Raw genomic sequence first — 25,450 nt, 5'->3', positions numbered from 1 at the left:
TGTGCACTAGTCCTTGTCGCGCCTCGGCGGGACGACGTCGGGTTCGGCGTTGATGACGACGGCGTCGTCGCTGTCCTCGAGTTCGGCCGCCTCCTTGGCCGGATCGTCGGCGGCCAGCACCCGGATCGCGCTGTTGAGGAAGGCCAGCAGCGGGACCGACAACAGGGCGCCGACGATACCGGCCAGCACGCCACCGCCGGCGATGCCGAGCACCACCGCCAGCGGATGCAACGAGACGGCACGGCCCATCACCAGCGGCTGCAGAATGTGCGCCTCCAGCTGCTGCACCGCGACGATCAGCCCGAGCGTGATCAGCGCGTACACGACACCCTTGGCCAGCAGCGCCACCACGACGGCGAGGAACCCGGTGACGACGGCACCGACCAGCGGGATGAACGCACCGAGGAAAACCAGTGACGCCAGCGGCAGCGCCAACGGGATGCCCATGATCGCCAGGCCGGTGCCGATGCCCACCGCGTCGACGAGCGCCACCAAGAACGTCGCCCGCACGTAACCGATCAGCGAGCCGAACCCGGCGCGCCCGGCGTCGCGCACCCGCTCACGGGTGTGGGACGGAACGATCTTGGTCACGAACGCGTAGATGTTGCGGCCACCCTGCAGCAAGAAGATCAGCGTGAAGAACACCAGCAGCGCACCGGTGACGATCTCGGTGAGGGTGGCCGCCGTCGACAAGGCTCCGGTGGTCAACTGCTCCTGGTTGTCGCGCAGTGCCTTGATGGCGGTGTTGCCTGCGTTGTCGATCTGCTCGCGGCTCAGATGTGCCGGCCCGTCGACGAGCCAGCGGCGCAATCCGTCGATGCTGTGCGTGACCTGCTCCACCAGTCCGGGTAGGCCCGAAACAAATTGGCTGACAACGAAAGTCAGGATTCCGCCAAAGATCGCGAATCCGCCCAAAAGCACAAGGGCCACCGCGCCGCCGCGCGGTGCACCCCGGCGGTCGAGCCAGTCGACCGCTGGCAGCAGCAGCGCCGCGAGCATGGTCGCCAGGGCCACCGGAACCACGATGACCTGGAGCCGCTGCACGAGCCACAGCAATGCGATGATGGCCGCGCCGACCACCAGTAAGCGCCAGCACCACGCGGCGGATTTGCGGAGGAAGGGATCGACCGAATCGTCGTCCAGGGCTCGGGTCGCCGGCATGCGGCCAAGCGTAGTGGGAGAGGGTTCGACTGCTTGATGGAAGCGTGGTTTCCCGCACGACCAACGGCCGGCCGTGACGGTCGTTCAGCAAAAAAGATAGGCAATACAACCTTGCACTGACAACAAAAGTAAGCGCGGTTATGGACAGCGGCGTGAATTGGCTTTACGCTCCCATTTGCTGCGTCGTCAAAAACGTTGGTGGCGGCTGGCTTTCCTGTCGATTCAAACCCAAACGGGGGGTGGGGTCGTGGATTCTGTCGGCTCAAAAACAGTTCATGAGGGTGCGCGCTGCACCGGCTCGGGCGGTCGTCACAGTGGCCGCGCAACCAAGATGCAGTTGAACCGGGTCGAATTCGGCCTTGCCGCACTTGCCAATTCGCACGCATTGACATGGCTCGGCGCGTCAGCCGTTGCGTTGGGTGTCGGGGCTGCGATCGCATCGATGCCCGCCGTGGCCTCCGCCGATGCCACCGGTTCGGCCGGGCCGAAGGGACCGTCGACGTCGAGTAGCTCGTCGGCGGGTGCGCCGTCGAAATCCACCGGGCATTCCGCGGCGTCGAGGTCCAACGTCCGACCCAAGGCGTCGAACAACGCCGTCTCCGGCTCCGACTCTGCCCAGCAGAACTCCGAAACAGCAACCTCGAGCAAGAAGTCGACCAGCACCCGGCTCGCCACCCCTTCGGCCGCCGCGACACCGCGCGTGTCGGCACTGCCGACGCCGGAAGCCGCCGCCCAGAACCTCATCAGCTTCTTCGTCGGCGACGGAACCGCCGCGCACCCCAACGCCGGGATCATCGCCGGTAACGGCTACAGCTGGACCGCCGACACGTGCCCGTCGAACACCTCCTGCAAGGGCGGCAACAGCGGCGTCTTCGGCAACGGCGGCGCAGGTTTCAACGGCGGCAACGGCGGCAGCGCGGGCTGGTTCGGTAGCGGCGGCGCCGGTGGCGCCGGGCTTGCGACAGTCAACGGCGGCGCAGGCGGCAACGGCGGCCGCGGCGGCATCATCACCGGCAATGGCGGCGAAGGCGGCGCGGGCGCAACCACGCTGGCGGGTTCGACTGGCGGCCAAGGTGGTTCGGCCGGCCTGTCCGGCAACGGCGGTGCCGGTGGCGCCGGCGGGACGTCGACCGGTGATTTCCGCGGCGGCACGGGCGGTGGCGGCGGCGCTGGCGGCCTGTACATCGGCAATGGCGGCGCAGGCGGCGAAGGCGGAAACGCCATCCTCAACGGCCAGACTGGTGGTACGGGCGGCAACGGCGGCGACACCGGACTCGTCTCGTTCTGGGGCATCGCCGGTGACGGCGGCGAAGGCGGCGGCGCCGGTGCAGGCGAGGGCGGCGCCGGTGGTGCGGCGAGTTTCGGCGGCCGCGGTGGGAACGGCGGCAACGGAGGTTTGTTCTCGCTCTTCGCATTTGGCGGTGACGGCGGAGCCGGCGGCGACAGCCCGGCGAAGGGTGTGACCGCGACCGACCACGGCGGGAACGGCGGCAACGGCGGACGCGGCGGACTCTGGGCCGGCAGCGGCGGCGACGGCGGCAACGGCGGAATCGGTGGCGGCGACGGCGGCAACGGCGGCAGTGTCGGACTTCTCTCGTTCTTCGGCGCGGGCGGCGACGGCGGCGCGGGCGGTGTCGGCCAGGGCGGCATCGTCGGCACCAACGGCGCCGACCCCGGCAAGAATCCGTCGTACTCGATCGACGGCGGCAATGGGGCGCCTGGCGGTAAGGGCGGCTCGGGCGGCAACGGCGGAAACGGCAGCTCGGTCATCGGCACCGGCGGCCATGGCGGAAACGGCGGCCAAGGCGGCGACGGTGGCCAGGGCGGGACCGGCTTCTCGCCCGACGCCCAGAGTATTGATCCCGGGCTGAATGGCGGAAACGGCGGAAACGGCGGCGCCGGTGGCGCAGGCGGGGCTGCTGGTGGGGCCGCGGGTACGGGCCGGGTCCTGTTCCTCATTGCCTCGAACGGGAGCGCCGGCAGCAGCGGTGCCGGCGGTGCAGGCGGAAAGGGCGGGCCCGGCGGATACGGCCGTTCGCTCAACGGGCTGACCGGCGGAAACGGCGGAAACGGCGGAAACGGCGGCCCCGGTGCGACCGGTGGCGCCGGTGCGGCCGGCGGTGACGGCGGCGCAGGCGGCGCAGGCGGCGGGGGCGCGTTCGGCGGCGGCTCGGGCGGCTCGGGTGGCAACGGCGGCCCCGGCGGGGACGGCGGTGTGGCTACCGCCACGGACGGTCCCGGCCGCGGCGGTGCGGGTGGCTCGGCCGGTGACGGCGCAGCCGGCGGCGACAGTGACCTGGACGCCGGCCCCGGCGCGGCCGGCGGCGACGGCGGGAACGGTGGCGACGGCGGGAGCGGCAGCGAGGCCGGTTTGGGCGGCGATGCCGGGCAGGGAGGCATCGGCGGCACCACACGCGGTGGTTCGGTCGGCCAGCAAGGCACAACCGGAACCCGCGGGGCCGACGGAAGCTCGACGACGGCGAGCGCGCTGGCGGCGCGATCGGCGTCGGCACAGCCAGCAGGTCCGCAGGCGTTCTTCGAGGAGATCGGCAAGCAGATCGCCTATATCTTCTTCAACCGCGCTCCGAGCGTGGATCCCGATGTCGGCGGCCAAGCCGGCCCGGACAAGCAAATCACCGTGAAAGTCAACGGCGAGGGCAACAACGGTTACGGGGTCAGCTATACGGTCAAGGACGGCCCCCGTTACGGCACGGTCGTGGCGGGCAGCACGCCGGGTTCGTTCGTCTACACGGCCAACGACGCGTTGATCCAGCCAGGGATCGTCGACCACTTCACGATCACGGTGAACAACGGGACCGCGGCCAAGCTGCCGGGCATCGCCGGCATGATCCAGGGAATGCTGCATTCCTTCGCGATCATGGTCGGTGCGGCCAAACCCGACACGTTCGACAAAGAGATCTGGGTGACCGTCGACGGCACCGGCCAGTACGGCAACGCCGCGGCCGCCGCGGACTACTGGGTGAACCAGAGCTATTCGAACTGCCAACTGCAGGCCGCGGCATCAGCCGTCCTGCAGGCGACCAAGACGCTGCCGACGTCGACGACCGAGCAGACCTGGGTCGACTGGGCGAAGACCACCGACAGCGTCAAGACGCCGGGCGCCAAGATGTACCTGGACGCCAATATCGAGGAGGGTGTGGCGACCGAGGACGCCGTGGCGCTGATCAACGAGCACTTCAATGTCACCGCGACCTACCGGGAGTACGACAAGACCCAGGAGGCGGGCGAAGAAGCGCTGCGTGACCTACAGGCCGCGCTGGCCGAAGGCAAGGCGACGATGGTCGCATACCCGGTGTCAATCGTCTGGACGGCGGTCACCGACTTCAAGCCCACTCCGAAGGACAGTTACTTCGTCGCCGATCACGCAGCGGTGGTGACGCAGGTCGACCTGAAAAACGGGCTGGTGTACGTCAACGACAGCTCGATGACGAACGCGAACCAGAGCGTGGGGCAGGCCAAGGCGCTGCCGATCGGCGTATTCATGAGCGGGTGGCAGGCCGCCGGCTACGACCTGACGATCATTACCCCGAACGCCCCGGCCACCGTCTAGGAAGGCCGGGCCGGACCGACATCCCGCGGCGGACACCGTCGCGGGATGTCGGCGGCGTTACGCTGATCGGCGTGTCCTATGACGCGTCGGTCGACACCGCCCGCGAGGATCACGAACCCCCGGCACGCGGGAAGTACTGGTGGGTCCGCTGGGCGGTGCTCGGCGTCGCACTGATCGTGCTGGTCGTCGAGGCCACCCTGGTGTGGGATCAGCTGGCCAAAGCTTGGAAGAGCCTGATTTCGGCCAACGGCTGGTGGGTGCTGGCTGCGGCCGCCGCGGCCATGCTGTCGATGCACAGCTTCGCCCAGATCCAGCGGACGCTGCTGGGTTCGGCCGGGGTGGTCGTACACCAGTGGCGTTCCGAGGCCACGTTCTACGCCGGCAACGCGCTGAGCACCACGATGCCCGGCGGTCCGGTGCTCTCGGCCACGTTCAGCTACCGGCAGCAGCGGCTGTGGGGTGCCTCCCCTGTGGTCGCGTCCTGGCAGCTGGTGATGTCGGGCGCTCTGCAGGTAGTCGGACTGGCACTGCTGGGCCTCGGCGGCGCATTCCTGTTGGGCGCCAAGAACAATCCGTTCTCGCTGCTGTTCACCCTCGGCGGATTCATCGCGCTGCTGCTGCTCGCGCAGGCGGTCGCCACCCGGCCCGAGCTCATCGACGGCATCGGGGTGAAGGTTCTGGGCTGGGTCAACTCGGTGCGCAACAAGCCGGTCGACACCGGCCTGCACAAGTGGCGCGAGACGCTCAAGCAGCTGGAATCGGTCAGCCTGAGCCGTCGCACTCTGGGCGTGGCGTTCGGCTGGTCGTTCTTCAACTGGGTCTGCGACGTGGCGTGCCTGGCTTTCGCCGCGTACGCGACCGGTGGCAGGCCGTCGCTGGCCGGACTCACCGTCGCCTACGCCGCCGCCCGCGCCGTGGGTTCGATCCCGCTGATGCCGGGCGGGCTGCTGGTGGTGGAGGCCGTGCTGGTGCCCGGCCTGGTGTCCAGCGGGATGGCCCTGCCTGCCGCGATCTCGGCGATGCTGATCTATCGGCTGGTCAGCTGGATCTTCATCTCGACGATCGGCTGGGTGGTGTTCTTCTTCGTGTTCCGCACCGAAGGACCGCTGGACCCGGATGCCGTCGCCGACGAGATCGCCGCGGCGGAGGCCGAAAGCGAGGCGGCCGCGGATCCGGCCGACACCGCGCTGCAGGGCCCGCTGCCCCCGCCGTGCCCGGACCCAGACGACGACGCCCCGCGCTGACGCCGTCGGCAGGCGTGCTTGAATCCGAGCATGGCAGTTCGTACCGACACCCGTACCGTCGCGCTCGCGCTGGCCGGTGACGTCGTCTGCGTCGTGGTGTTCTGTGCGATCGGCCGGCGCAGCCACGCCGAAGGCCTTACGCTCGCCGGAATTGCCGAGACCGCATGGCCGTTCCTGTCCGGCACGCTCCTCGGTTGGGTGATCCCCCGCGGCTGGCGGGCGCCGACCGCGATCGCGCCGACCGGCGTCATCGTCTGGCTGGCCACCGTCATTGTCGGAATGTTGTTGCGCAAGGCCAGTTCTCAAGGCGTGGCGGTGAGCTTCATCATCGTCGCGTCGGTGGTGACCGCGCTGCTGCTATTGGGGTGGCGCGGGGTGGCGGCTGTCCTACGCAGGCGCCGTATTCAGGCCTGACCCGTCGGGGCGGCCGGCTCGGGAGCCGTCGACACCGTCAACACGGCACGCAGGCCCCCGAGCGGACCGTCGGAGAGCTCGATGGTGCCACCGTGCAACGCGGCCTGCTGCGCCACCAGCGCCAGCCCGAGGCCCGAGCCGCCGGCGGTGGCGGTGCTGCCACGAGCGAAGCGGCCCAACACTTTTCGATGTTCCTCGGCGGGTAGGCCGCGCCCGTTGTCGTCGACGGTGATCGCCAGCAGCGGTCCCTGCCGGTGGGCGCGCAGCACGATGCGGGTGGCCTCGCCGTGCGTGATCGCGTTGCGCACCAGGTTGTCCACGGCCAGCCGCAGCCCGGCAGGCCAGCCCCACACCGTGCCGGCCTCGTCGGCTTCAACGATGATCTCGCCCACCCCGGAGCGGATATTCTCCCGCGCGACGCGGTCGAGCATTTCGGCGACGTCGATCGTCTCGCGGTCCTCGGCACGGGCCAGCTGCCCGGACGCCAACTGTCCCAGCGCGGTGATGATCGCCTCGACGCGGCGCTGCGCGCGGGATAGGTCGGTCACCACCTCCTCGCGTTCCTCCGGCGGCAGGTCGTGGATGCGCAGCGTGTCCAGGTCGGCGCGCATCGCGGTCAGCGGGGTCCGCAGCTCGTGGGCGGCATTGGCCGCGAAATCCTGGGCCGCCTGAAGCGAATTCGTCGTCGCCGCTTGGGCATCCGCCAACCGGTTCAGCATGGCGATCATCGCCTCGGAAAGGTCTTCGGCCTCCCGGGAGCCGTGCACCGGATCCAGCCGGTCGTGGCCCGTGCCGAGCCGGCGGGTCTGCTCGGTGAGCTTCAGCAGCGGCCGGATCGCCGGGCCCGCCAAAATCCAGCCCAGCGCCAGCGCAACCATCACGGCAAGGCAAACGATCAACACATAGAGCGGAATCCTGGCCCGGCTCAACAGGATGCTGTCGGCACGGATACCGATGGAGACCAGGATGCCGCCGGACTGTTCGACGTTCACCGTCCGCACCCGATAGTCGACGCCGTTGACGGTGACCGTCGCGGTGCCGGGCGGCAGCGGCGGCAATTGAAATCCGCGCTGGAACATCACCTGTCCGGTCGACCGGGATCGTCCCGTCGTCACCACCCGGCTCGGATCACGCAACTGCTCGGGATACATGCTGGCGTCGACGATCGAGTCGAGCCGCTTATCCAGTTGCGCCTCATCGTTGTTCGCCAAGACGATCGACGTCAGCACCGCCAGCAGCGCGACCACGATCGCGGCGGCCATCGCGGCGGCCAGGGCGACCCGGCTACGGAGGGACAGGCTCTGGCCCAGCGAACTCACGACCGGATCACGGCTCCGACCGGAGGACGTACCCGATGCCGCGCACGGTGTGGATCACCCGCGGCACACCCTCGCGCTCGAGTTTGCGGCGCAGGTAACTGATGAACACATCGGCGACGTTGGTGTCGACGTCGAAGTCGTAGCCCCACACCAACTCCAGCAGCCGCTGCCGGGACAGCACCACACCGGAGTTCTCGGCGAGCACCGCCAGCAGGTCGAATTCTCGTTTGGTCAGTTCGACCCGGTCACCGTTGACGAACACCAGCCGCCGGGCGGTGTCGATCGTGAGCGGCCCGATCGTGACGGCGTCGGAACCCTCATGGGAATGCGATGCCCGGCGCAGCAGTGCGTGCAACCGGGCCACCAGCTCGCCCAGATCGAACGGCTTGGTCAGATAGTCGTCGGCACCGGCCTCCAGACCGGCGATGCGGTCGTTGACGGTGTCGCGTGCCGACAGCACGCAGATCGGAATGTCGTTGCCCAGTGCGCGCAGCGCGGTCACCACCGCGACGCCGTCGAGCTCAGGCATTTGGACGTCGAGCACCAACGCGTCGTGATTCTCATTCGCCAACAGCCGCAACGCTTCCTTGCCGGTCGCCGCGACCCGGACGTCGAATCCGGAGTGCCGCAAACCGCGGGCCACCGAAGTCCGGACATCCGGGTCGTCGTCGACCATCAGGACGGTGCGGCCGGCGCCTTCCTGCGCGGGCTGCTGTCCTACCCGCACCGCGGGCTAGGCGCCAGGGACGTCGGGCGCGTTACCGCAGCGGTTCTTGAGATCGACCAGCGGCTGGCGAATGCCCTGCAGGTCGGCCTTCACCGAGGGGTTGTAGTCCAGGTACTGCTTCACCTCGGACCGGATGGTGTCGCGCGGCGCACCCTCCAGACCGGTGAAGAACGCGTTGACGTCCGGATGGGTGAACAGGTAGGCCGAGGTTGCCGCGGACACGCCCGCAGCCACGCCGGCAAGGTCAGCGGCGGTGCAGTTCGGCGGCGGATCGGCCAGCGCGGACGGCGCTGCGGCGATCAGCATCGCGCCGGCGACGGCGCCCGTGCCGATCGCTCCGACGACCGCGCGACGAGCCAGACGGGCATTAAGCAACATGCTCGGACTCCTTAACGTAGGGAGAAGCAGTGCCAGTAACCGCTACTGACAGGGGAAAGCTAAGCAGAATTGCTTCAGACTTTCGCGCCTTGAGCTTAACCAATCGTGAGAATGTTCCGACGTCGCTGCTCAGAGCGTTTCCCAGCGGATGCCGAGCCGCGCCGGTCAGCGGGGGCTGACGACGGCCGGACCGGGTAACGGACCGTTGCTCAGCGGAGCCGGCGTGCCCGACGCCGGGGCCGTCGCGCCGGAAACCTGTTGTGCCGTCGTGATACCCGGAAGCGCCCCCGGACCGATTCCGGGGATGCCACCGGTCGCCGGCCCCGTGCCCGGCGCGCCGCCGGTCTGAGCCGACTGCAGCAGACCGAGCAGCTGCGGCAGGCTCACCGGCAACTTGCATTGGGTGGACATGCTCGTCAGCGGCTGCTGGATCGCCTGCAAGTCCTTGGCCGCTTGCGGGTTGGCGTCGAAGTAGGTCTTGAGCGCCACCACGGTCTGCGGGCCGGCCTGCTGCTGGGAGATCGTCGTCAGCGCCTGGTTGGTCTGCGGGTGCGCATCCAGATAGGTGCCGGTGTTGGTGGCCACCGTGCCGACGGTCTTGGCGAGCTGGCTGGCCGCGCACGGATCGGGGGCGGCGGTCGCCGACGACGTCGACAGCACCAGCGCGGCCGCCCCGCCGGCCGCAGTCGCGGCCAAAACCACGCACAAACCGCGGCGCACGCCGGCAATCGACGACAGGGTGGACGCAGACATGAGGACTCCTCGAATTCGCTGACGTTTGGCTGACGTCACGCCGCGGCGCAGCATCGCTGCGACCCGGCACAGTCCCCGACCCCGGACGTGGTCATCGGACATCCTGCCATCGGCAACGGTTGGGTCGCCAATCGAGGGCGGGTAACGAGGGCCTGATCAACAGGTCTCAATCCAGCTAAGACCGCCGGTCACGACGGGTCAGCGCACAGTCATCTGCGGTACGCTCGCAACCACGCAATCCGGGGAGAATGCGGGGAGATCGCCATCCAGCAGTTCATGATGCGCCTGAGCAGCAACCTGCGCAGATTCCGCTGGCTGGTATTCACGTGCTGGTTGCTGGCTTTGGTGCCGGCCGTCTATCTGGCCCTGACGGAGTCCAACCACCTGACCGGTGGCGGCTTCGACGTCGCCGGCTCCCAGTCGCTGCATGTGCAGTACCAACTCGAGGACCACTACCCGCAGCAGGGCGCCTCCCCGCTTGCACTCGTCGCCGCGCCGCGCGCCGACGCCAGCTACGCGGACATGAACACCGCCGTCGCCCAGCTGGAGGAGGCGGCCAAACAGGTTCCCAGCGTCGTGGTGGTTCCCAACCCGGGCCAGCCGGCGCCCGCCCCGGACCGGCCGTATGTGGTGTCGCTGCGGCTGGACTTCAACAACACCGGCGCCGTCGACGTGGCCCGGCAGCTGCGGCAAAAGATCGGCGTGACCGGTGACCAGCCGGGCCAGATCGACAACGGCCGAGTCAAGCTGTACGTGATCGGCCAGGGCGCGCTCGGTGCGGCCGCCCAGACCAGCACCAAGCACGACATCGCCGAGGCCGAGCAGTGGAACCTGCCGATCGTTCTGATCGTCCTGCTCGCGGTGTTCGGTTCGCTGGCGGCCGCGGCGGTGCCGCTACTGCTCGCGGTCTGCACCGTCGTGGTGACGATGGGCGTGGTCTATCTGCTGTCGACGGTCATGAGCATGTCGGTGTTCGTGACGTCGACGGTGTCGATGTTCGGTATCGCACTGGCCGTCGACTATTCGCTGTTCATCCTCATGCGATTCCGTGAGGAGCTGCGAGCCGGCCGCGATCCGCAGCAGGCCGCCGACGCCGCGATGGCCACCTCAGGTCTGGCGGTGCTGCTGTCGGGTCTGACGGTGATCGCCTCGCTGACGGGCATCTATCTGATCAACACCCCGGTGCTGCGCTCGATGGCCACCGGCGCGATCCTCGCCGTGGCGATCGCGGTGCTGACCTCGACCACGCTGACGCCCGCGGTGCTGGCGACGTTCGGGCGCCCGGTGGCTCGGCGCTCGTCGCTGCTGCAGTGGTCGCGGCGCGGTGAGGCTACGCAGTCCCGGTTCTGGACCCGCTGGGTCGGCGAGGTCATGCGACGACCATGGCTGTCGGCGTTGGGGGCGACGGTCGTGCTGCTGGCGATGGCCGCGCCCGCGTTCTCGATGGTGCTCGGCAACAGCATGCAGCGTCAGTTCCCGGCCACCCACGAGGTCCGCGGTGGCGTCGCCGCCGCAGCGCAGGCGCTCGGGCCCGGCGCCCTGGGACCGGTCCGCGTCCTGGTCACCTTCCCCGGCGGGGCGGCGTCCGATCCGAAGAACGCCGCCGCCCTCGAGGCCATCAACACCGAGATCTCGAAGGCGCCCGACGTCGTCTCGGTGTCCACACCGGTGTTCGCCGACAACAACGGCAGCGCACTGATCTCCGCGATCCTTTCGGTGGACCCCGAAGATCTCGCCGCCCGCAACTCGATCGACTGGATGCGCAGTCACCTTCGCGCGCTTCCAGCGGCGAATGGGGTGCAGATCGATGTCGGCGGCCCGACCGCGCTGATCAAGGATTTCGACGACCGGGTCGGCCATACCCAACCGCTGGTGTTCGTGTTCGTCGCCGCGATCGCGTTCGTGATGCTGCTGATCTCGGTGCGCTCGGTGTTCCTGGCCTTCAAGGGCGTGTTGATGACGGTGCTGTCCGTCGCCGCGGCCTACGGCAGTCTGGTGATGGTCTTCCAGTGGGGCTGGCTGGAAGGGCTGGGCTTCCACCGGATCACCTCGATCGACAGCACGATTCCGCCGCTGGTGCTGGCGATGACGTTCGGCCTGTCGATGGACTACGAGATCTTCCTGCTGACCCGCATCCGGGAGCGTTATCTGCAGGCCGGTGACACCCGCGACGCCGTCGCGTACGGGGTGTCCACCAGTGCTCGCACGATCACCAGCGCCGCGCTGATCATGATCGCGGTGTTTATCGGGTTCGCGTTCGCCGGTATGCCACTGGTCGCCGAGCTGGGTGTGGCGTGTGCGGTGGCGATCGCCGTCGACGCCACGATCGTCCGGCTGGTCCTGGTGCCGGCGTTGATGGCGATGTTCGACCAGTGGAACTGGTGGCTGCCCGGCTGGCTGGCGCGCATCCTGCCCTCGGTCGACTTCGAGAAGCCGCTACCCAAGGTCGACCTCGGCGACCTCGTGGTGATCCCCGACGACATTTCGGCGCTGGTGCCCCCGAGCGCCGATTTGAAGATGGTGGTCAAGGGGGCGGCACGGCTGAAGAGTCTGGCGCCCGACGCGGTCAGCGTGGCCGACCCGCTGGCGTTCACCGGGTGCAGCGAGCTCGCGGGCAAGGTCAAGGGCAGCGACGACGCCCGCGCCCGGCCGATGCGCATCGGCCCCGGCGGCACCTCGACCGTGAAGCTGATCCGCGGATATCGCAGCGCCCGGATGGCGACGGCGCGGCCGGTTCATCCGGTCACGATGTGGCGTGGCCGGCTCGCGATCGCCCTCGACGCCCTGGAAACCGGCGCCGACACCCGACATCCCGCGGTGGAGCGGCTCAGCCCGGTGGAAACCACCCACGTCCAGCTGCCGACCGGTGACCGGCTTCAGATCCCGACGTGTGCCGAGACCCTGCGGATGCAGGCCTACCTGGTGCTGTGCCGCAACAGCCGGTCGGACTTCGCCGAGTTCGCCGACCTTATCGGCGGGATGGATACCGAGACCGTTGCGGTGGTACTCGCGGGGATGGACCGGTATTACTGTTCTGGACAAACTGAGCGACAATGGGTGGCGACCCAGTTGGTGCGCCGGCTCGCCGACCCCGACCCGTCCGACGTCGAGGACGACGACAGGTGGGCTGGGCCGGAGGGGGCCGCCGAATGGGAGCGGATCAGGCAGCGTTGCCTTGCGGTGGCGGTGGCGATCCTGGAGGAGGCGAGGTGACGGTGGCAGCGGAACGCGATGCCGTACCCGCATCGGCCACGCAGTCATTCCCCGATAGCCGTCCCGTCGAGTTCTGGCCCACCGCCTCGATTCGCGAAGCGCTGGAGACTGGCGACATCACCGTCTGGCAGCGGATCGTGATGGCGATCAAGCGCGATCCGTACGGCCGAACCGCACGACAGGTCGAGGAAGTGCTCGAGCATTCCCAGCCCTATGGCATCTCCAAAGCGCTGTCCGAGGTGCTGGTGCGCGCCCGCGGTCACCTGGAGGCCAACGAGCGCGCCGAGGCCGCCCGTCATGTGCGATTGCTGCTCGACCGGTCCGGTTTGGCCGAGCAGGAATTCGCCTCACGGATCGGGGTGGCCCAGTCGGATCTGGCCGCTTACCTCGAGGGCACAGTCAGCCCGCCTGCGTCGCTGATGATCCGGATGCGCAGGCTCTCGGACCGGTTCGCCAAGATGCGCGCGCAGCGCGCAGCAGGCGGAGCATAGTGGCAGCCCCGAATTCGGCTGAGCTGCAAGAGATTCTGCGTGACACCCGCACGGTCGCGGTGGTGGGTGCGTCGAACAATCCGGCCCGGCCCAGCTACCGCGTGTATCAATACCTGGCTCGCTTCAGCCATTACGAGCTGTATCCGGTGAATCCCACGATCAGTGACATCGACGGCACGCCGGTCTATCCGTCGCTGGCCGATCTGCCCGTGGTGCCCGACATGGTCGACGTATTCCGCCGCTACGACGACCTGCCCGCCGTGCTGGCCGATACGCTCGCGCTGACCCCGCACCCGAAATACCTGTGGCTGCAACAGGGTTTGTGGCATGACGAGGTCGGCGAGCAGGCCGAGGCCGCCGGGTTGCGCGTGGTGATGGACCGGTGCTTGAAGGTGGACTACGCGCAGCTCATCGGACGTTGATCGGCGAGATGTCCGTGACCAGCCACTTGCCGTCCTGCTTGGACAGGCCGACCCGCAGCGCCAGCACCGCCGTGCTCGGCTGTTGACCCGGCTGGCTCTGCGTTCCTCGCATCACCACCGCCACGCTGGCCGCCGCGGGGCCTAGTGCCTCCAACCCGGCGGACATGGTCTGCGCGGTCGCGGAGATGTTCTTCTTCGCCAGATCCGATGTGGCTTGGCCGAATTCGTTCTTGAAGGCGTCGGCCCGGTCGGGCGCCATGAACGTGGCCGCCCGATTGATCGACGACGTCGGGTCGGCCGGGGTGAACGTCGCGGTGGCCTCGGCGGCGGCGGTGGCGATGCGGACCACCTCGGCGGAGTCGCGGGTGAAGGTCTGGTCTGTGCGGGTCCACTGGGTGTAGCCGACGACGACGGCGGCCACCAGCGCCGTGGTGGCCAGGGCGACGACGGCAAGACGCAGGCCGGGGCCGTCGTCGTCGGTGCCGACCGTCACCGAATCCCGGCGGAACAACACGACGTTGACGATCACGCCCTCGACGATGAGCAGGCACAGCATCGAGCACACCGCGACCCACCACAGTGGCCAGCCCAGCACGACCCCGATGGCCAACAAGCCGGCGATCGCGGCCAGCGGCGCCGCGACGTCGAAGGCCAGGACCCGAGCGAGGTTCCTCATCGCAGCGACTCCAGCCGCGAGATCATCAGCTTGCCGTCGACGTCGGAGACGCCGAGCCGCAGGTTCCAGCGCACCGTCGTCGGCTTGTTGCCGGCGTTCTCGCTGACCGAGGTCGCGACCACCAGCACGGAGTCGGTGCGCTTGGCCAGTTCCGGCGGCAGGCTGGCGGGGGCCGGCGGCTGACCGGGTTGGGCGTTCAGGTCGTGGTGGACCGCCTCGAAGGACACCGACTCGATCTGCCCGGTGGTGCGGGCCTGCAGGGTGCGGACCACCTCGCGGTAGGGCTTGATGGCGGCCTCGAAGTCGGAGTTGAGCTGCCCGGCGGTTCCGTCATGCAGTTTCGCCAGGCTGGTGTCGACGTTGTCGACGTTCATGTTGATCAAGACGCCGGTCCAGTCCGCGGCAGCCGACATCACCTTGGATTGGTAGGCCCGCTCGTCGGTGGCGTCGCGATGCCCGGTCCAGATCAGCACTCCCAGCACGACGGCTGCGACGGCCACCACACCGAGGACCGCGGAGCCGACGCCGTAGCCGGTGAAGACCCGGTCGGGCGCCTCGTCGGCGGTCGGTTCGGCGTCAGGCATGCAGGCGAGGCTACCGGGCGGTCACCTGCGTGCCGTACACCGAGGTCGGACCTCTGGTATGGATGGTTGGGTGACGGTAGAAACGCTGCGCTCGGGTATCGACTTGTCCCACGTCGAAGCCGAGGTTCGCCCTCAAGACGATCTGTTCGGCCACGTCAACGGACGCTGGCTGACCGAGTACACGATTCCGGGCGACCGGGCCACCGACGGCGCGTTCCGGACCTTGTACGACCGGGCCGAGGAGCAGGTCCGCGAGCTCATCATGCAGGCTTCCGGCGGGCAGGAGCGCAGCGACTCGGGGAATGGCAGCGGGGAGCCGGGCACCGACGAGCAGCGCATCGGCGATCTGTACGCCAGCTTCCTCGACGAAGACGCCGTCGAGCGCCGCGGGGTGCAGCCGTTGCTCGACGAGATGGCCCGTATCGATGCGGCGGCCGACCCGGCCGCGCTGGCCGCGGTGATCGGTGGGCTGCAGCGCACCGGAGTCGGCGGTGGTGTCGGCCTCTACATCGACACCGATTCGAAGAACTCCTCGCGCTACCTGGTGCACGTCACGCAATCGGGGCTTGGCCTGCCGGACGAGTCGTACTACCGCGACGATCAGCACGCCTCCATCCTGGGCGCCTACCCGGCGCACATCGCCACGATGTTCTCCCTCGTGCTGGGGGGCACGGCCGACGATCACACCGAGCGGGCCGCGCGGATCGTGGCGCTGGAGACCAAGCTCGCTGCCGCGCACTGGGATGTCGTCAAGCGTCGCGACGCCGATTTGACCTACAACCTGCGCACGTTCACCGATCTGCCCACCGAGGCGCCCGGCTTCGACTGGGCGGGTTGGGTCGGCGCCCTGGGCACCTCCCCGGATGTGGTCGCCGAACTGGTTGTACGCCAACCGGATTACCTGACCGCATTCGCCGAGCTGTGGTCGAGTCACGACTTCGCCGACTGGCAGGACTGGGCACGCTGGCGGCTGATCAACGCCCGCGCCGCATACCTGACCGATGCGGTGGTGGAGGCGAACTTCGACTTCTACGGCCGCACCCTGTCGGGAACCGAGCAGATCCGCGAGCGCTGGAAGCGGGCTGTGTCACTGGTCGAGGCCCTGATGGGCGACGCCGTCGGACGCGTCTACGTCGAGCGCCATTTCCCACCGGATGCCAAGGCGCGCATGGACGTGCTCGTCGACAACCTGCGCGAGGCCTACCGGGTCAGCATCAACGACTTGGAGTGGATGACGCCGCAGACCCGCCAGCGCGCGCTGGCCAAGCTGGACAAGTTCACCGCCAAGATCGGCTATCCGAAGAAGTGGCGCGACTACTCCACGCTGGTGATCGATCGCAATGATCTGTACGGCAACGTGATTCGCGGCGCCGAGGTGGAGCATGACCGCGAGCTCGCCAAGCTCGGCGGCCCGGTCGACCGCGACGAGTGGTTCATGACGCCGCAGACGGTCAACGCCTACTACAACCCGGGGATGAACGAGATCGTCTTCCCCGCCGCGATCCTGCAGCCGCCGTTCTTCGACGCCGACGCCGACGACGCGGCGAACTACGGCGGGATCGGCGCGGTGATCGGCCACGAGATCGGTCACGGCTTCGACGACCAGGGCGCCAAGTACGACGGTGACGGCAACCTCGTCGACTGGTGGACCGACGAGGATCGGGCTGAATTCGGCACGCGCACCAAACAACTCATCGAGCAGTACGAGGAGTTCGTCCCGCGCGGGCTCGAGCCGTCTCATCACGTCAACGGGGCGTTCACGGTCGGTGAGAACATCGGCGACCTCGGTGGGCTGTCGATCGCGCTGCTTGCCTACGAGCTGTCACTGGGCGGCAAGCCCGCACCGGTGATCGACGGGCTGACCGGCCAGCAGCGGGTGTTCTTTGGCTGGGCTCAGGTGTGGCGGACGAAGTCCCGTGAGGCCGAAGCGATTCGGCGACTCGCGACCGACCCGCACTCGCCGCCGGAGTTCCGCTGCAACGGCGTCATCCGCAACATGGATGCCTTCTACGAGGCGTTCGACGTCAGCGAGGACGACCAGCTGTACCTGGAACCCGACCGGCGCGTCCGCATCTGGAACTAGGGTTCGCCGAGCCTGTAGTTATCGACTGAAAGTTCGAGTAACCCGCACGGTAACTACAGGCTGGCTGAGGAGTGGGCGCCCGCTTCGCGGTTGGCGCCGTCGACCACCGAGGCCAGCAACCCCGGTAGCGCCTGGTCGACTTCCTCGGCGCGCAGTCGCTGATGAGTGAGGCCGCCGAGCACCAGTCGTTCCAGCAAGCCCGCTTCCCGCAGGATCTTGAAGTGGTGGGTGGCGGTGGACTTGTTGATGCCGTCGTAGAGCGCACTGCACTGCAGCGGCGCACCCGCGTTGTGCAGTCGCCGGATCATCTCCAGCCGCGCCGGATCCTGGAGCGCGGCGAGCACCTGATGCACGGAGCCGACCGGATGCACCGGATAGCTGTCGGCGTGGAATGCCTCCACCTCAACCACGGTTGTCTCCTGTGTCCGCCGTCACGGCCTGCGAAGTTTGATCGCTATCAAACCCAGCGTACGCTCGAACGAGTTCGATGACCATCAAACTACCGGGAGTCCTCATGGCGTGTGTGCACGAGGCACCCGCGGGCCGCGCCACCAGCCAGCGCTGGGCGTATCCCCTGCTGCTGGTCCTCAGCGGTGTCGCGCTCGGCGTCTCGGGACTGCCCGCGCCGCTGTACGGGATCTACGAATCGAACTGGCATCTCTCGCCGCTGGCCACCACGATCGTGTTCGCGGTCTACGCGTTCGCGGCATTGGCGGCGGTGCTGGTGTCCGGCCGGATCTCCGATGTCGTGGGCCGCAAGCCCGTGCTACTCGGCGCGTTGATCGCGCTGATCGCCGGGCTGGGCATCTTCCTGATCGCCGACAGTATCGAGATGCTCCTGCTCGCCCGCACCATCCACGGTGCGGCGGTCGGCTCGATCGTGGTCGCCGCCGCCGCGGCACTGCTCGATCTGCGACCGCAGCACGGCGTGCGCTCCGGACAGCTCAGCGGTGTCAGCTTCAACATCGGCATGACGGTGGCCATCGTCGGCTCGTCGCTGCTGGCGCAGTACGTGGCGCATCCGCTGCGCACCCCGTATGCCGTCGTCGCGGTGGTGTGCGCGATCGTCGGCATCGGTGTGGTGGCGCTGCGGGAGACCCACGCCGGCCGCACCGGCGGCCGCATCCGGATCAGCAAACCTGCTGTGCCGCCACAGATTCGCGAGGACTTCTGGTTCGCCGCCCTTGGCGCGATGGCGTCCTGGTCGGTTCTTGGTGTGCTGCTGTCGCTGTACCCGTCACTGGCCGCGCAGCAGACCCATGTCCACAATCTGGTGTTCGGCGGTGGTGTGGTCGGGGTGACCGCCTTCGCGGCGGCCATGGCTCAGCTGGTGGCCACCCGCGTCCCGGCCCGCCGCTCGGCGGTGATCGGCGATATCGGGATGGCCGCCGCGCTGCTGCTGACGATCCCGGTGCTGCTGACCCACCGCTGGCCGCTGGTGTTCGCCGCGGCCGCACTGCTCGGCGCGACGTTCGGGCTCGGATTCGGTGGCTCGCTGCGCCACCTGTCCGACGTGGTGCCGTCCGACCGGCGCGGCGAGACGATGTCTGCGTTCTACCTGTTGGCCTACACCGCAATGGCGTTGCCGACGATCGCGGCAGGCTGGGCCGCTACCAAATGGCCGCTGGCGCAGGTCTTTCCGTGGTTCGCGACGATCGTCGCGCTGGCCTGCCTGGGGGCGGCGGTGGGCGTCAGGCAGCCGAGTCCGTCGCGCCCGGCGTCTTGATCTGAGCTGCCAGCCACGGCAGCGCATCGGAGAACGCCCGCTCGGCGAACTGCCAGGTGTGAAAGCTGATGATGCGGTGCACCGAGCAGGAGATACCCACCGATTGCGCTGTCGCGCAAAGGTCGTCGGCCGCTCCGGCCTCGTCGGAGTCCTTGAAGTCGTCGCGCCCGCCGAACCCCGACGGCGCGTCGGACTGCGGCCGGTGCCCACCGCCTTTGCCGTACGGTGACGCGGTGTTGGTGGGGGTGACGGTGTCCTCGAACCAGCCGGCGACACCCTGATACGGTCCGTGCTTCTGCATCACGGTGCGCGGATCGAACATGTCCCACAGCGCGGCGTCGCCGCCGTAGAGCCGGCTGATCGTCTGCTCCTTGGTGCCCGCGGTGGGGCCGTGGTCACCGGCGATGTCCTCGAACGTGCTGAACAACTCGGGGTGCATCACAGTCAGGTCGATCGCGCAGGTGCCGCCCATCGACCAGCCGACCACCGCCCAGTTGGCCGCCTGGTCCGATGCGTTGAATTGCTTGACCAGATAAGGCCGGACGTCCTTGGTCAGATGGTCGGCGGCGTTGCCGCGGGGACCGTTGACGCATTCGGTGTCGTTGTTGAAGCTGCCACCGGAGTCGACGAACGCAAAGATCGGGGCTTGTCCCCCATGGCTTTTGGCGTAGCCGTCGATGATCGGCATCGCGTTGCCGGTGCGGATCCAGTCTGCCGGGGTATTGAACTCACCGGCCACCATCATGATGACCGGCAACTTCGGCGGGGTGGCACCGGCAAACCAAGCCGGCGGCAGGTAGAGATACTCACTGCGGTGTTTGAATCCGCTTGCGTCTGACGCGATGTCGACCTCGACGAGCTTGCCCGTGGACTGCACGGTGTTTCTCAGTTCGGGGAGCTCGGAGGCGTCGACCTGGTTGGGTAGCGGGCCGGCCGTCAACGCGCCCCACGCGGTCTGCACGCTCGGGTAGTAGCCGACCCACTTGTTCAGCGCGACCAGCGCCGCCAAGAATGTCAATGGAATCGCCAGCACCGCGAAACCCCGCCGCCACCAAGAGTTCCCACGCCAACCCAAGACCGCCACCCCGATGCCGACGACGAAAACGCCGACCCAGACCCACAAATAGAACGGCGCCGGGTCGGAGGCCAAACCCTCGGAGTTCACGTACATGCGCGCGGCGAGCGCCCCGAGCACGCCGAGCACGGCGCAGACCGGCAGCCACAGCAGCCACCAACGCCGGGTCCGGCGCCACCCGATGGCGACGATCAGCGTGATGGCAGCGACGATTTCGATCGTCAACGGCAGCCAGCCACCCAGCAGCGAGATGCCGTGGGCGTACTGATGCAGGTCAGGCGCCGGCAGCTGAGGCAGGGGCGCCGGCGGCGTTGGCGACGGGGTGGGCGGCACGGACCCCATTGTGGAGTCCGATTCTGTGCCTAAGCTTTGAAACTCCGTGGCCCACTGGCTAAGCCAGTTGCCACTGCCAGTCGTCGGCGCCGTCGGGGTTGTTGTACAGCCCCACGGAGTTCTTCACCACGATCGGGTCACCGCTGCCGAAGTTGTCGTAGAACCACTTGGCGTTGTCCGGCGAGAGGTTGATGCAACCGTGGCTGACATTGCGCTTGCCCTGATCGGCCACCGACCACGGCGCGCTGTGCACGAAGGCGCCACTGTTGTCGATGCGCACCGCCCACTGGACTTTCAGCTTGTAGCCCTCGGGGGAGGTGTTGGGCACGCCGTAGGTGGCCGAGTCCATGATGATGTCCGGGAACTTCTCCAGCACGTAATAGGTGCCGTTCTTGGTCTCGTGCTTGCCGTCGGGCTTGCCCATCGAGACCGGCATGGTCTTCTCGACCTTGCCGTTGCGGGTGATGGTCATCTGGTGGGCCTTGTCGTCGACGGTGGCGACCAGGGTGTCACCGACGCGGAAGCTGGACTTGGCGCCGCTGGCGTCGATGTTGACGACCGTGCCCTGTGGCCAGAAGTTGTAGGGACGCCAGCGGACCTGGGTGTCGGTGGTCCAGTAGAACGCGCCGGGAACCGGCGGCACCGACGAGATGTGGATCGCCGACTCGGCCAGCGGCCGGTTGGCGATCGGCCGGGCGAAGTTGATGATGATCGGCTTGGCCACGCCGACCATCGCGCCGTTCACCGGGTTGAATGACGGCGGCGCGAACACCGGGTCACCGGTGTAGGGCGTCGGGTTCTGACCCTTGACCGGGCCGGCTGCTGCCGCGGCGGCCTGCTGGGCGGCCACCGGGTCGACCGGCGGTGCGGGCGGCGGCGCGAACGGATCCGGTGCCGGGGGCGGGAAAGCGGCCGGGTCGGCCGGCGGCGGAGCGAACGGATCAGGCGCGGGCACCTGCGCCGGTGGCACGTCGACGATCCCGGGATCGCCCGGCGCGAGGTCTGGATCGGCCAGCGCCGAACCGCTGCCAAGACTGATTCCGGCGGCCACTCCGACCACGCAGAGCGCGGTGGCGATCGCCCCCTTCACCCGCAGCGTCATAACGAAAACTCCCTCGAACCGACGTTGACCCAGTCTCGCATAACACGCTGGGTGCACCCATGGAGTTCATTCGCCAGCGAACCTGGCCACAAACCCCGTCACTGCCCTGAACTGTGCAGATCGTCGGGATGGGGGTGAGAAGCGTTACTTTTCGCTGGTAGCCGGACGGACCGCGAACAGGCCCCGGCTGATCATCACGCAGGCCAATGCGGCGAGCATCAGGCCCGCCGACGCGCTGAGCATCGCCGGCACCCCGGCGTGCTGATAGAGCAGTCCGCCGGTCAGCGATCCGGCCATGATGCCGACCTGGAAGCACGCCACATACAGTCCTGACGCGCCGTCGGGATCCTCCGGCGAGTGCCGCATCGCGGCGGCTTGCAGCATCGGCGGCATCGCGTTGGCCGTCGCTCCCCACCCGACGATCGCCACCGCACCGACCGCCGCGACGGCGACGGTGTGCCAACTGAGGTAGCCCAGGGTCGCCAGCACCGCGAACGCCAGTGACGACCCGGCCAGGCAGCCGAGCACGGCCGTCTTCGGCCGCCGGTCTCCCGGCCGCGCCAACACCGCCATGCCGGTCAGGCCGGCGACCCCGTAGGCGGCGAGCAGCCACGCCAGATGCGCGCCGTGCACGCCGACCACGTCGCGAAGGATGACCACGATGAACGTGTAGGAGATGAAGTGAGCGGTGACGCCCACCAGCGTCAGCACGCTCAGCACGACCAGCGGCCGGTTGCGGTGATGCCCGATCGGTCGCGGACGGACGCCGTCGACGGCGTCGGTCATCGTCATCACCGGCAGCGCGAACCGCGCCGCCACCAAGACCACGACCGACGCGACGGTGATGGCGCCGACCGCCAGCCGCCAACCCCACAGCTCACTCATGGCCGCGGTGAGGGGGCTGCCGACCACCAACGCCAGACCGGTGCCGACGTAGACCGCCATGGTGGCGCGCCCTGCGTGACTCGGTGGCACCAGCCGCACGCCGATCGGGGCGATCACCGACCACATCAGTCCGTGGGTCAGCGCGCACAGCACTCGGCCGACGGCCAAGACTTCGAAGCTCGGGGCGAGCGCTGAGATCAGTTGCGACACCGAAAGGCAGGCCAGCGTCCACAGCAGGGTGCGCCGTCGCGGCCAGGCCGCCGTCCAGCGAACCAGCGGCATGGTGGCCACCGCCGCGACGAGGGCGTAGCTGGCCAGCAAGGTACCCACCACGGCCTCACTGACATGGAGGTCGCGCGCGATCGCGGGCAGCGCACCGACCGGCATGATCTCGGCGGTGACGTAGATGAACGCCGCGGCGGCCAGCACGGCCAGCGCTGTGGCGACTCGCGGTGTCCACGTGCGCTGCACTGTGGGCACCGGTTCACGGTATCGGCTGTGACGCCGAATGAGCCGTACGTTGCCCGGTGTCGCACTGCGCGGATCGAAGGCGTCAGGACCGGACCAGACGGGCGATCGCGGCCGATGCCTCGGCCAGCTTCTTGTCCGCCTCGTCGCCGCCCTCGGCGACGGCGTGGCTGACGCAGTGGCCGAGGTGCTCCTCGAGCAGGCCCAGGGCAACCGACTGCAGGGCACTGTTGACGGCGCTGATCTGGGTCAGCACGTCGATGCAGTACTTGTCCTCGTCGATCATCTTGGCGATCCCGCGGACCTGACCCTCGATGCGGCGCAACCGCTTGGTGTAGTTGTCCTTGCGCGCTGAATAGCCATGTGCGCCAGTCATTTAGCCTCCAAGCATCTGCTTCATCTGGTCGATCTCGGCCTGCTGCGATGTGACGATGGACTTGGCCATCGCGGTCAGGTCGGCGCTCTGACCGTTGGCGATCTCGGCCTTGGCCATCTCGATGGCGCCCTGGTGATGGCCGATCATCGCCTGCAACCACAGTGTGTCGAACTCCGGGCCCTTGAGCGACTTGAGTTTGGTCATCGTCGCGTCGTCGACCATGCCCTGCATCGCGGCGCCGTGCCCGCTGTGGTCACCCATCGCAGGGTCGACGTCCCACTGCAGCAGGAGCGCCTTCATCGCGTCGATCTCCGGCTGCTGGGCGCCCGCGATGGTCGATGCCAGCTTGAGCAACGCCTGGTTGTCGGTGTGCTGCGGCGCGAGTCCACTGAGCTCGACCGCCTGCTGGTGGTGCGGAATCATCATCTGCGCGAACATGACATCGTCGGCGTTGTGGGCGGCCACCGTGGCACTGCTGCTGGTGGTCGAGGTGGCGTGCTGGCTGTGATCCTCGGTTTTGCTGCACGAGGAGACGACGACGGCGGTGGCCAGGGCTGCGGCGACCGCGACAATGCGGACGGGCGTGGATGTCATGTTTCCACCGTACCCGAATACCCCTCGGGGGTATGAAAAGGATTTTGGTGGGCACCCTCGACCACGGCATACTTGACCGGTGAGCCAAAGCCCCGATCTCAAGCCCCGCAGTCGCGACGTCACCGACGGTCTGGAGAAGGCCGCCGCCCGCGGGATGCTCCGCGCGGTAGGCATGGGCGACGAGGACTTCGCCAAACCGCAGATCGGTGTGGCGTCGTCCTGGAACGAGATCACTCCCTGCAACCTGTCGCTGGACAGGCTGGCCAAGGCCGCCAAGGACGGTGTGCACGCCGCGGGTGGCTATCCGATGGAGTTCGGCACCATCTCCGTGTCCGACGGCATCTCGATGGGTCACGAGGGCATGCACTTCTCGCTGGTCTCCCGCGAGGTGATCGCCGACAGTGTCGAGACGGTGATGATGGCCGAGCGCCTGGACGGTTCGGTGCTGCTGGCGGGCTGCGACAAATCACTGCCGGGCATGCTGATGGCCGCCGCGCGACTCGATCTGGCCGCGGTGTTCCTCTACGCGGGTTCGATCCTGCCGGGCCGGGCCAAGTTGTCCGACGGCACCGAGATGGACGTGACGATCATCGATGCCTTCGAGGCCGTCGGCGCGTGCGCGCGTGGACTGATGTCACGTGAAGACGTCGACACCATTGAGCGCGCGATCTGTCCGGGCGAGGGTGCGTGTGGTGGCATGTTCACCGCGAACACGATGGCGTCCGCGGCCGAGGCGTTGGGGATGTCGCTGCCGGGCAGTGCCGCACCGCCGGCCACCGACCGCCGCCGCGACGGCTACGCCCGGCGCAGTGGTGAAGCGGTGGTCGAGCTGCTGCGCCGCGGGATCACCGCCCGCGACATCTTGACCAAAGAAGCGTTCGAGAACGCGATCGCGGTCGTGATGGCGTTCGGCGGGTCCACCAACGCGGTGCTGCACCTGATGGCGATCGCGCATGAGGCCGGGGTCAAGCTGGACCTGTCGGACTTCACCCGGATCGGCGCCAAGGTGCCGCACCTGGCCGACGTGAAGCCGTTCGGCAAGCACGTGATGTTCGACGTCGACCGCATCGGCGGTGTGCCGGTGGTGATGAAAGCACTGTTGGACGCTGGCCTCTTGCACGGTGACGTCATGACGGTCACCGGCGAGACGATGGCCGCGAACCTGGCCCACATCGCTCCGCCGGATCCCGACGGCAAGGTGCTGCGTGCGCTGAGCAACCCGATCCACCCCACCGGAGGCATCACGATCCTGCACGGCTCGCTGGCGCCCGAGGGCGCGGTGGTGAAGTCGGCCGGCTTCGACTCGGACGTGTTCGAAGGCACTGCACGGGTTTTCGACGGCGAGCGGGCGGCGATGGACGCGCTCGAGGACGGCACGATCGTGGCCGGCGACGTCGTCGTCATCCGCTACGAGGGCCCCAAGGGCGGCCCGGGGATGCGCGAGATGCTGGCGATCACCGGCGCGATCAAGGGTGCCGGGCTCGGCAAGGATGTGCTGTTGATGACCGACGGCCGGTTCTCCGGCGGCACCACTGGCCTGTGCGTTGGGCACATCGCGCCGGAGGCGGTCGACGGCGGCCCCATCGCGTTCGTCCAAGACGGTGACCGGATCCGCCTCGACGTCGGCAAGGGGACGCTGGACGTCCTGGTCGATGAGGGCGAATTCGATTCGCGCAAGGCCGGATTCACCCCGCCGGCGCCGAAGTACACCACCGGTGTGCTCGCCAAGTACCGCAAGCTGGTCGGCTCGGCGGCGAGCGGCGCAGTCTGCGGGTAGGCCTGTCGTCGACTGTGGGGGTCATGCAGGGAAATCGCTCAGATTCCCTGCATAAGGCCCACACTCGCGGTGACCGCC

Annotated in this window: 23 protein-coding genes; 9 read left to right on the top strand and 14 right to left on the bottom strand. The window is 68.4% G+C overall.

All coding sequences use genetic code 11. The features are described 5' to 3' along the window. Window positions 1-6: 6 nt before the first annotated feature. Together K0O64_RS01325 and K0O64_RS01320 are read right to left on the bottom strand one after the other, a co-directional pair. The gene (locus K0O64_RS01325) at window positions 7-1,161 is read right to left on the bottom strand and encodes an AI-2E family transporter (protein ID WP_096309580.1); all 1,155 of its coding nucleotides are present in this window, start codon (window positions 1,159-1,161) and stop codon (window positions 7-9) included. A gap of 309 nt (window positions 1,162-1,470) precedes the next feature. Next, a complete protein-coding gene (locus K0O64_RS01320; RefSeq protein ID WP_096309579.1) occupies window positions 1,471-1,905 on the bottom strand; it encodes a hypothetical protein in 435 nt (144 codons plus the stop codon). Between K0O64_RS01320 and K0O64_RS30115 the strand changes: the two genes are divergently transcribed. The 3 genes from K0O64_RS30115 (at window position 1,862) to K0O64_RS01305 (ending at window position 6,390) form a co-directional block, all read left to right on the top strand. Beyond that, on the top strand, window positions 1,862-4,732 hold the full coding sequence (locus K0O64_RS30115) for a hypothetical protein (protein ID WP_096309578.1): 2,871 nt from the start codon (window positions 1,862-1,864) through the stop codon (window positions 4,730-4,732). The genes K0O64_RS01320 and K0O64_RS30115 overlap by 44 nt on opposite strands. A 71-nt stretch (window positions 4,733-4,803) precedes the next feature. Continuing rightward, complete coding sequence (locus K0O64_RS01310) at window positions 4,804-5,976, top strand: lysylphosphatidylglycerol synthase transmembrane domain-containing protein (protein WP_096309577.1); 1,173 nt, start codon at window positions 4,804-4,806, stop codon at window positions 5,974-5,976. Window positions 5,977-6,006: 30 nt separating this feature from the next. Then, on the top strand, window positions 6,007-6,390 hold the full coding sequence (locus tag K0O64_RS01305; protein WP_096309576.1) for a DUF3054 domain-containing protein: 384 nt from the start codon (window positions 6,007-6,009) through the stop codon (window positions 6,388-6,390). Here the strand turns inward: K0O64_RS01305 and K0O64_RS01300 are convergent. The 4 genes from K0O64_RS01300 to K0O64_RS01285 form a co-directional block, all read right to left on the bottom strand. Beyond that, window positions 6,381-7,652, bottom strand: coding sequence for a HAMP domain-containing sensor histidine kinase (locus K0O64_RS01300; RefSeq protein WP_225933803.1), 1,272 nt, complete (start codon window positions 7,650-7,652; stop codon window positions 6,381-6,383). The genes K0O64_RS01305 and K0O64_RS01300 overlap by 10 nt on opposite strands. A 64-nt stretch (window positions 7,653-7,716) precedes the next feature. Next, window positions 7,717-8,385: a response regulator transcription factor gene (locus K0O64_RS01295; protein ID WP_170310646.1), complete on the bottom strand. Its 669-nt coding sequence runs from the start codon at window positions 8,383-8,385 to the stop codon at window positions 7,717-7,719. Between the two features lie 57 nt (window positions 8,386-8,442). Then, window positions 8,443-8,814: a heme-binding protein gene (locus K0O64_RS01290; protein ID WP_071948119.1), complete on the bottom strand. Its 372-nt coding sequence runs from the start codon at window positions 8,812-8,814 to the stop codon at window positions 8,443-8,445. Between the two features lie 165 nt (window positions 8,815-8,979). After that, complete coding sequence (locus tag K0O64_RS01285; RefSeq protein WP_096309574.1) at window positions 8,980-9,567, bottom strand: hemophore; 588 nt, start codon at window positions 9,565-9,567, stop codon at window positions 8,980-8,982. A gap of 276 nt (window positions 9,568-9,843) precedes the next feature. On the opposite strand from K0O64_RS01285, the gene K0O64_RS01280 reads away from it, so the two are divergent. The 3 genes from K0O64_RS01280 to K0O64_RS01270 are packed head-to-tail and all read left to right on the top strand — an operon-like array spanning window position 9,844 to window position 13,693. Next, window positions 9,844-12,780: an MMPL family transporter gene (locus K0O64_RS01280; protein WP_071948121.1), complete on the top strand. Its 2,937-nt coding sequence runs from the start codon at window positions 9,844-9,846 to the stop codon at window positions 12,778-12,780. Next, window positions 12,777-13,271, top strand: coding sequence for a transcriptional regulator (locus K0O64_RS01275; protein WP_096309573.1), 495 nt, complete (start codon window positions 12,777-12,779; stop codon window positions 13,269-13,271). The genes K0O64_RS01280 and K0O64_RS01275 overlap by 4 nt, the downstream gene beginning before the upstream one ends. Beyond that, complete coding sequence (locus K0O64_RS01270; protein WP_174714095.1) at window positions 13,271-13,693, top strand: CoA-binding protein; 423 nt, start codon at window positions 13,271-13,273, stop codon at window positions 13,691-13,693. Before K0O64_RS01275 ends, K0O64_RS01270 begins: the two co-directional genes overlap by 1 nt. Here the strand turns inward: K0O64_RS01270 and K0O64_RS01265 are convergent. Both K0O64_RS01265 and K0O64_RS01260 read right to left on the bottom strand, forming a co-directional pair. Further along, window positions 13,680-14,369: a hypothetical protein gene (locus K0O64_RS01265; RefSeq protein WP_096309571.1), complete on the bottom strand. Its 690-nt coding sequence runs from the start codon at window positions 14,367-14,369 to the stop codon at window positions 13,680-13,682. The genes K0O64_RS01270 and K0O64_RS01265 overlap by 14 nt on opposite strands. Next, a complete protein-coding gene (locus tag K0O64_RS01260; RefSeq protein WP_220045930.1) occupies window positions 14,366-14,953 on the bottom strand; it encodes a hypothetical protein in 588 nt (195 codons plus the stop codon). Before K0O64_RS01260 ends, K0O64_RS01265 begins: the two co-directional genes overlap by 4 nt. 70 nt (window positions 14,954-15,023) lie before the next feature. Here K0O64_RS01260 and K0O64_RS01255 point away from each other — a divergent pair, with 70 nt between their 5' ends. After that, complete coding sequence (locus tag K0O64_RS01255) at window positions 15,024-17,036, top strand: M13 family metallopeptidase (RefSeq protein ID WP_225933595.1); 2,013 nt, start codon at window positions 15,024-15,026, stop codon at window positions 17,034-17,036. A 53-nt stretch (window positions 17,037-17,089) separates the two neighbouring features. Here the strand turns inward: K0O64_RS01255 and K0O64_RS01250 are convergent, their stop codons facing one another. Then, window positions 17,090-17,437, bottom strand: coding sequence for an ArsR/SmtB family transcription factor (locus K0O64_RS01250; RefSeq protein WP_096312639.1), 348 nt, complete (start codon window positions 17,435-17,437; stop codon window positions 17,090-17,092). Window positions 17,438-17,550: 113 nt separating this feature from the next. On the opposite strand from K0O64_RS01250, the gene K0O64_RS01245 reads away from it, so the two are divergent. Further along, window positions 17,551-18,762: an MFS transporter gene (locus tag K0O64_RS01245; protein ID WP_096309569.1), complete on the top strand. Its 1,212-nt coding sequence runs from the start codon at window positions 17,551-17,553 to the stop codon at window positions 18,760-18,762. Here K0O64_RS01245 and K0O64_RS01240 read toward each other — a convergent pair. From K0O64_RS01240 to K0O64_RS01220, 5 genes are all read right to left on the bottom strand, one after another. After that, window positions 18,728-20,179 (bottom strand): alpha/beta hydrolase, encoded by a 1,452-nt coding sequence (locus K0O64_RS01240; RefSeq protein WP_425574742.1) that lies wholly within the window; start codon window positions 20,177-20,179, stop codon window positions 18,728-18,730. The genes K0O64_RS01245 and K0O64_RS01240 overlap by 35 nt on opposite strands. 49 nt (window positions 20,180-20,228) lie before the next feature. After that, a complete protein-coding gene (locus K0O64_RS01235; protein ID WP_220045927.1) occupies window positions 20,229-21,272 on the bottom strand; it encodes a L,D-transpeptidase in 1,044 nt (347 codons plus the stop codon). 144 nt (window positions 21,273-21,416) lie between these two features. After that, window positions 21,417-22,628, bottom strand: coding sequence for an MFS transporter (locus K0O64_RS01230; protein WP_220046456.1), 1,212 nt, complete (start codon window positions 22,626-22,628; stop codon window positions 21,417-21,419). Between the two features lie 82 nt (window positions 22,629-22,710). Next, window positions 22,711-23,001 (bottom strand): copper-sensing transcriptional repressor RicR, encoded by a 291-nt coding sequence (gene ricR / locus K0O64_RS01225; RefSeq protein ID WP_220045926.1) that lies wholly within the window; start codon window positions 22,999-23,001, stop codon window positions 22,711-22,713. Continuing rightward, window positions 23,002-23,595, bottom strand: a complete 594-nt coding sequence (locus tag K0O64_RS01220) for a DUF305 domain-containing protein (RefSeq protein ID WP_096309567.1) — start codon at window positions 23,593-23,595, stop codon at window positions 23,002-23,004. Window positions 23,596-23,674: 79 nt separating this feature from the next. Between K0O64_RS01220 and ilvD the strand changes: the two genes are divergently transcribed. After that, window positions 23,675-25,372 carry a dihydroxy-acid dehydratase gene (gene ilvD, locus K0O64_RS01215; RefSeq protein WP_071948129.1) on the top strand — a complete coding sequence of 566 codons (1,698 nt, stop codon included), beginning with the start codon at window positions 23,675-23,677 and terminating at the stop codon, window positions 25,370-25,372. Window positions 25,373-25,450: the final 78 nt, after the last annotated feature.

It is taken from the genome of Mycolicibacterium pallens (assembly GCF_019456675.1).
GTDB lineage: Bacteria > Actinomycetota > Actinomycetes > Mycobacteriales > Mycobacteriaceae > Mycobacterium > Mycobacterium crocinum.
Note: the sequence above shows the minus strand (reverse complement) of the source record. Positions and strands in the feature narration are given on the sequence as shown.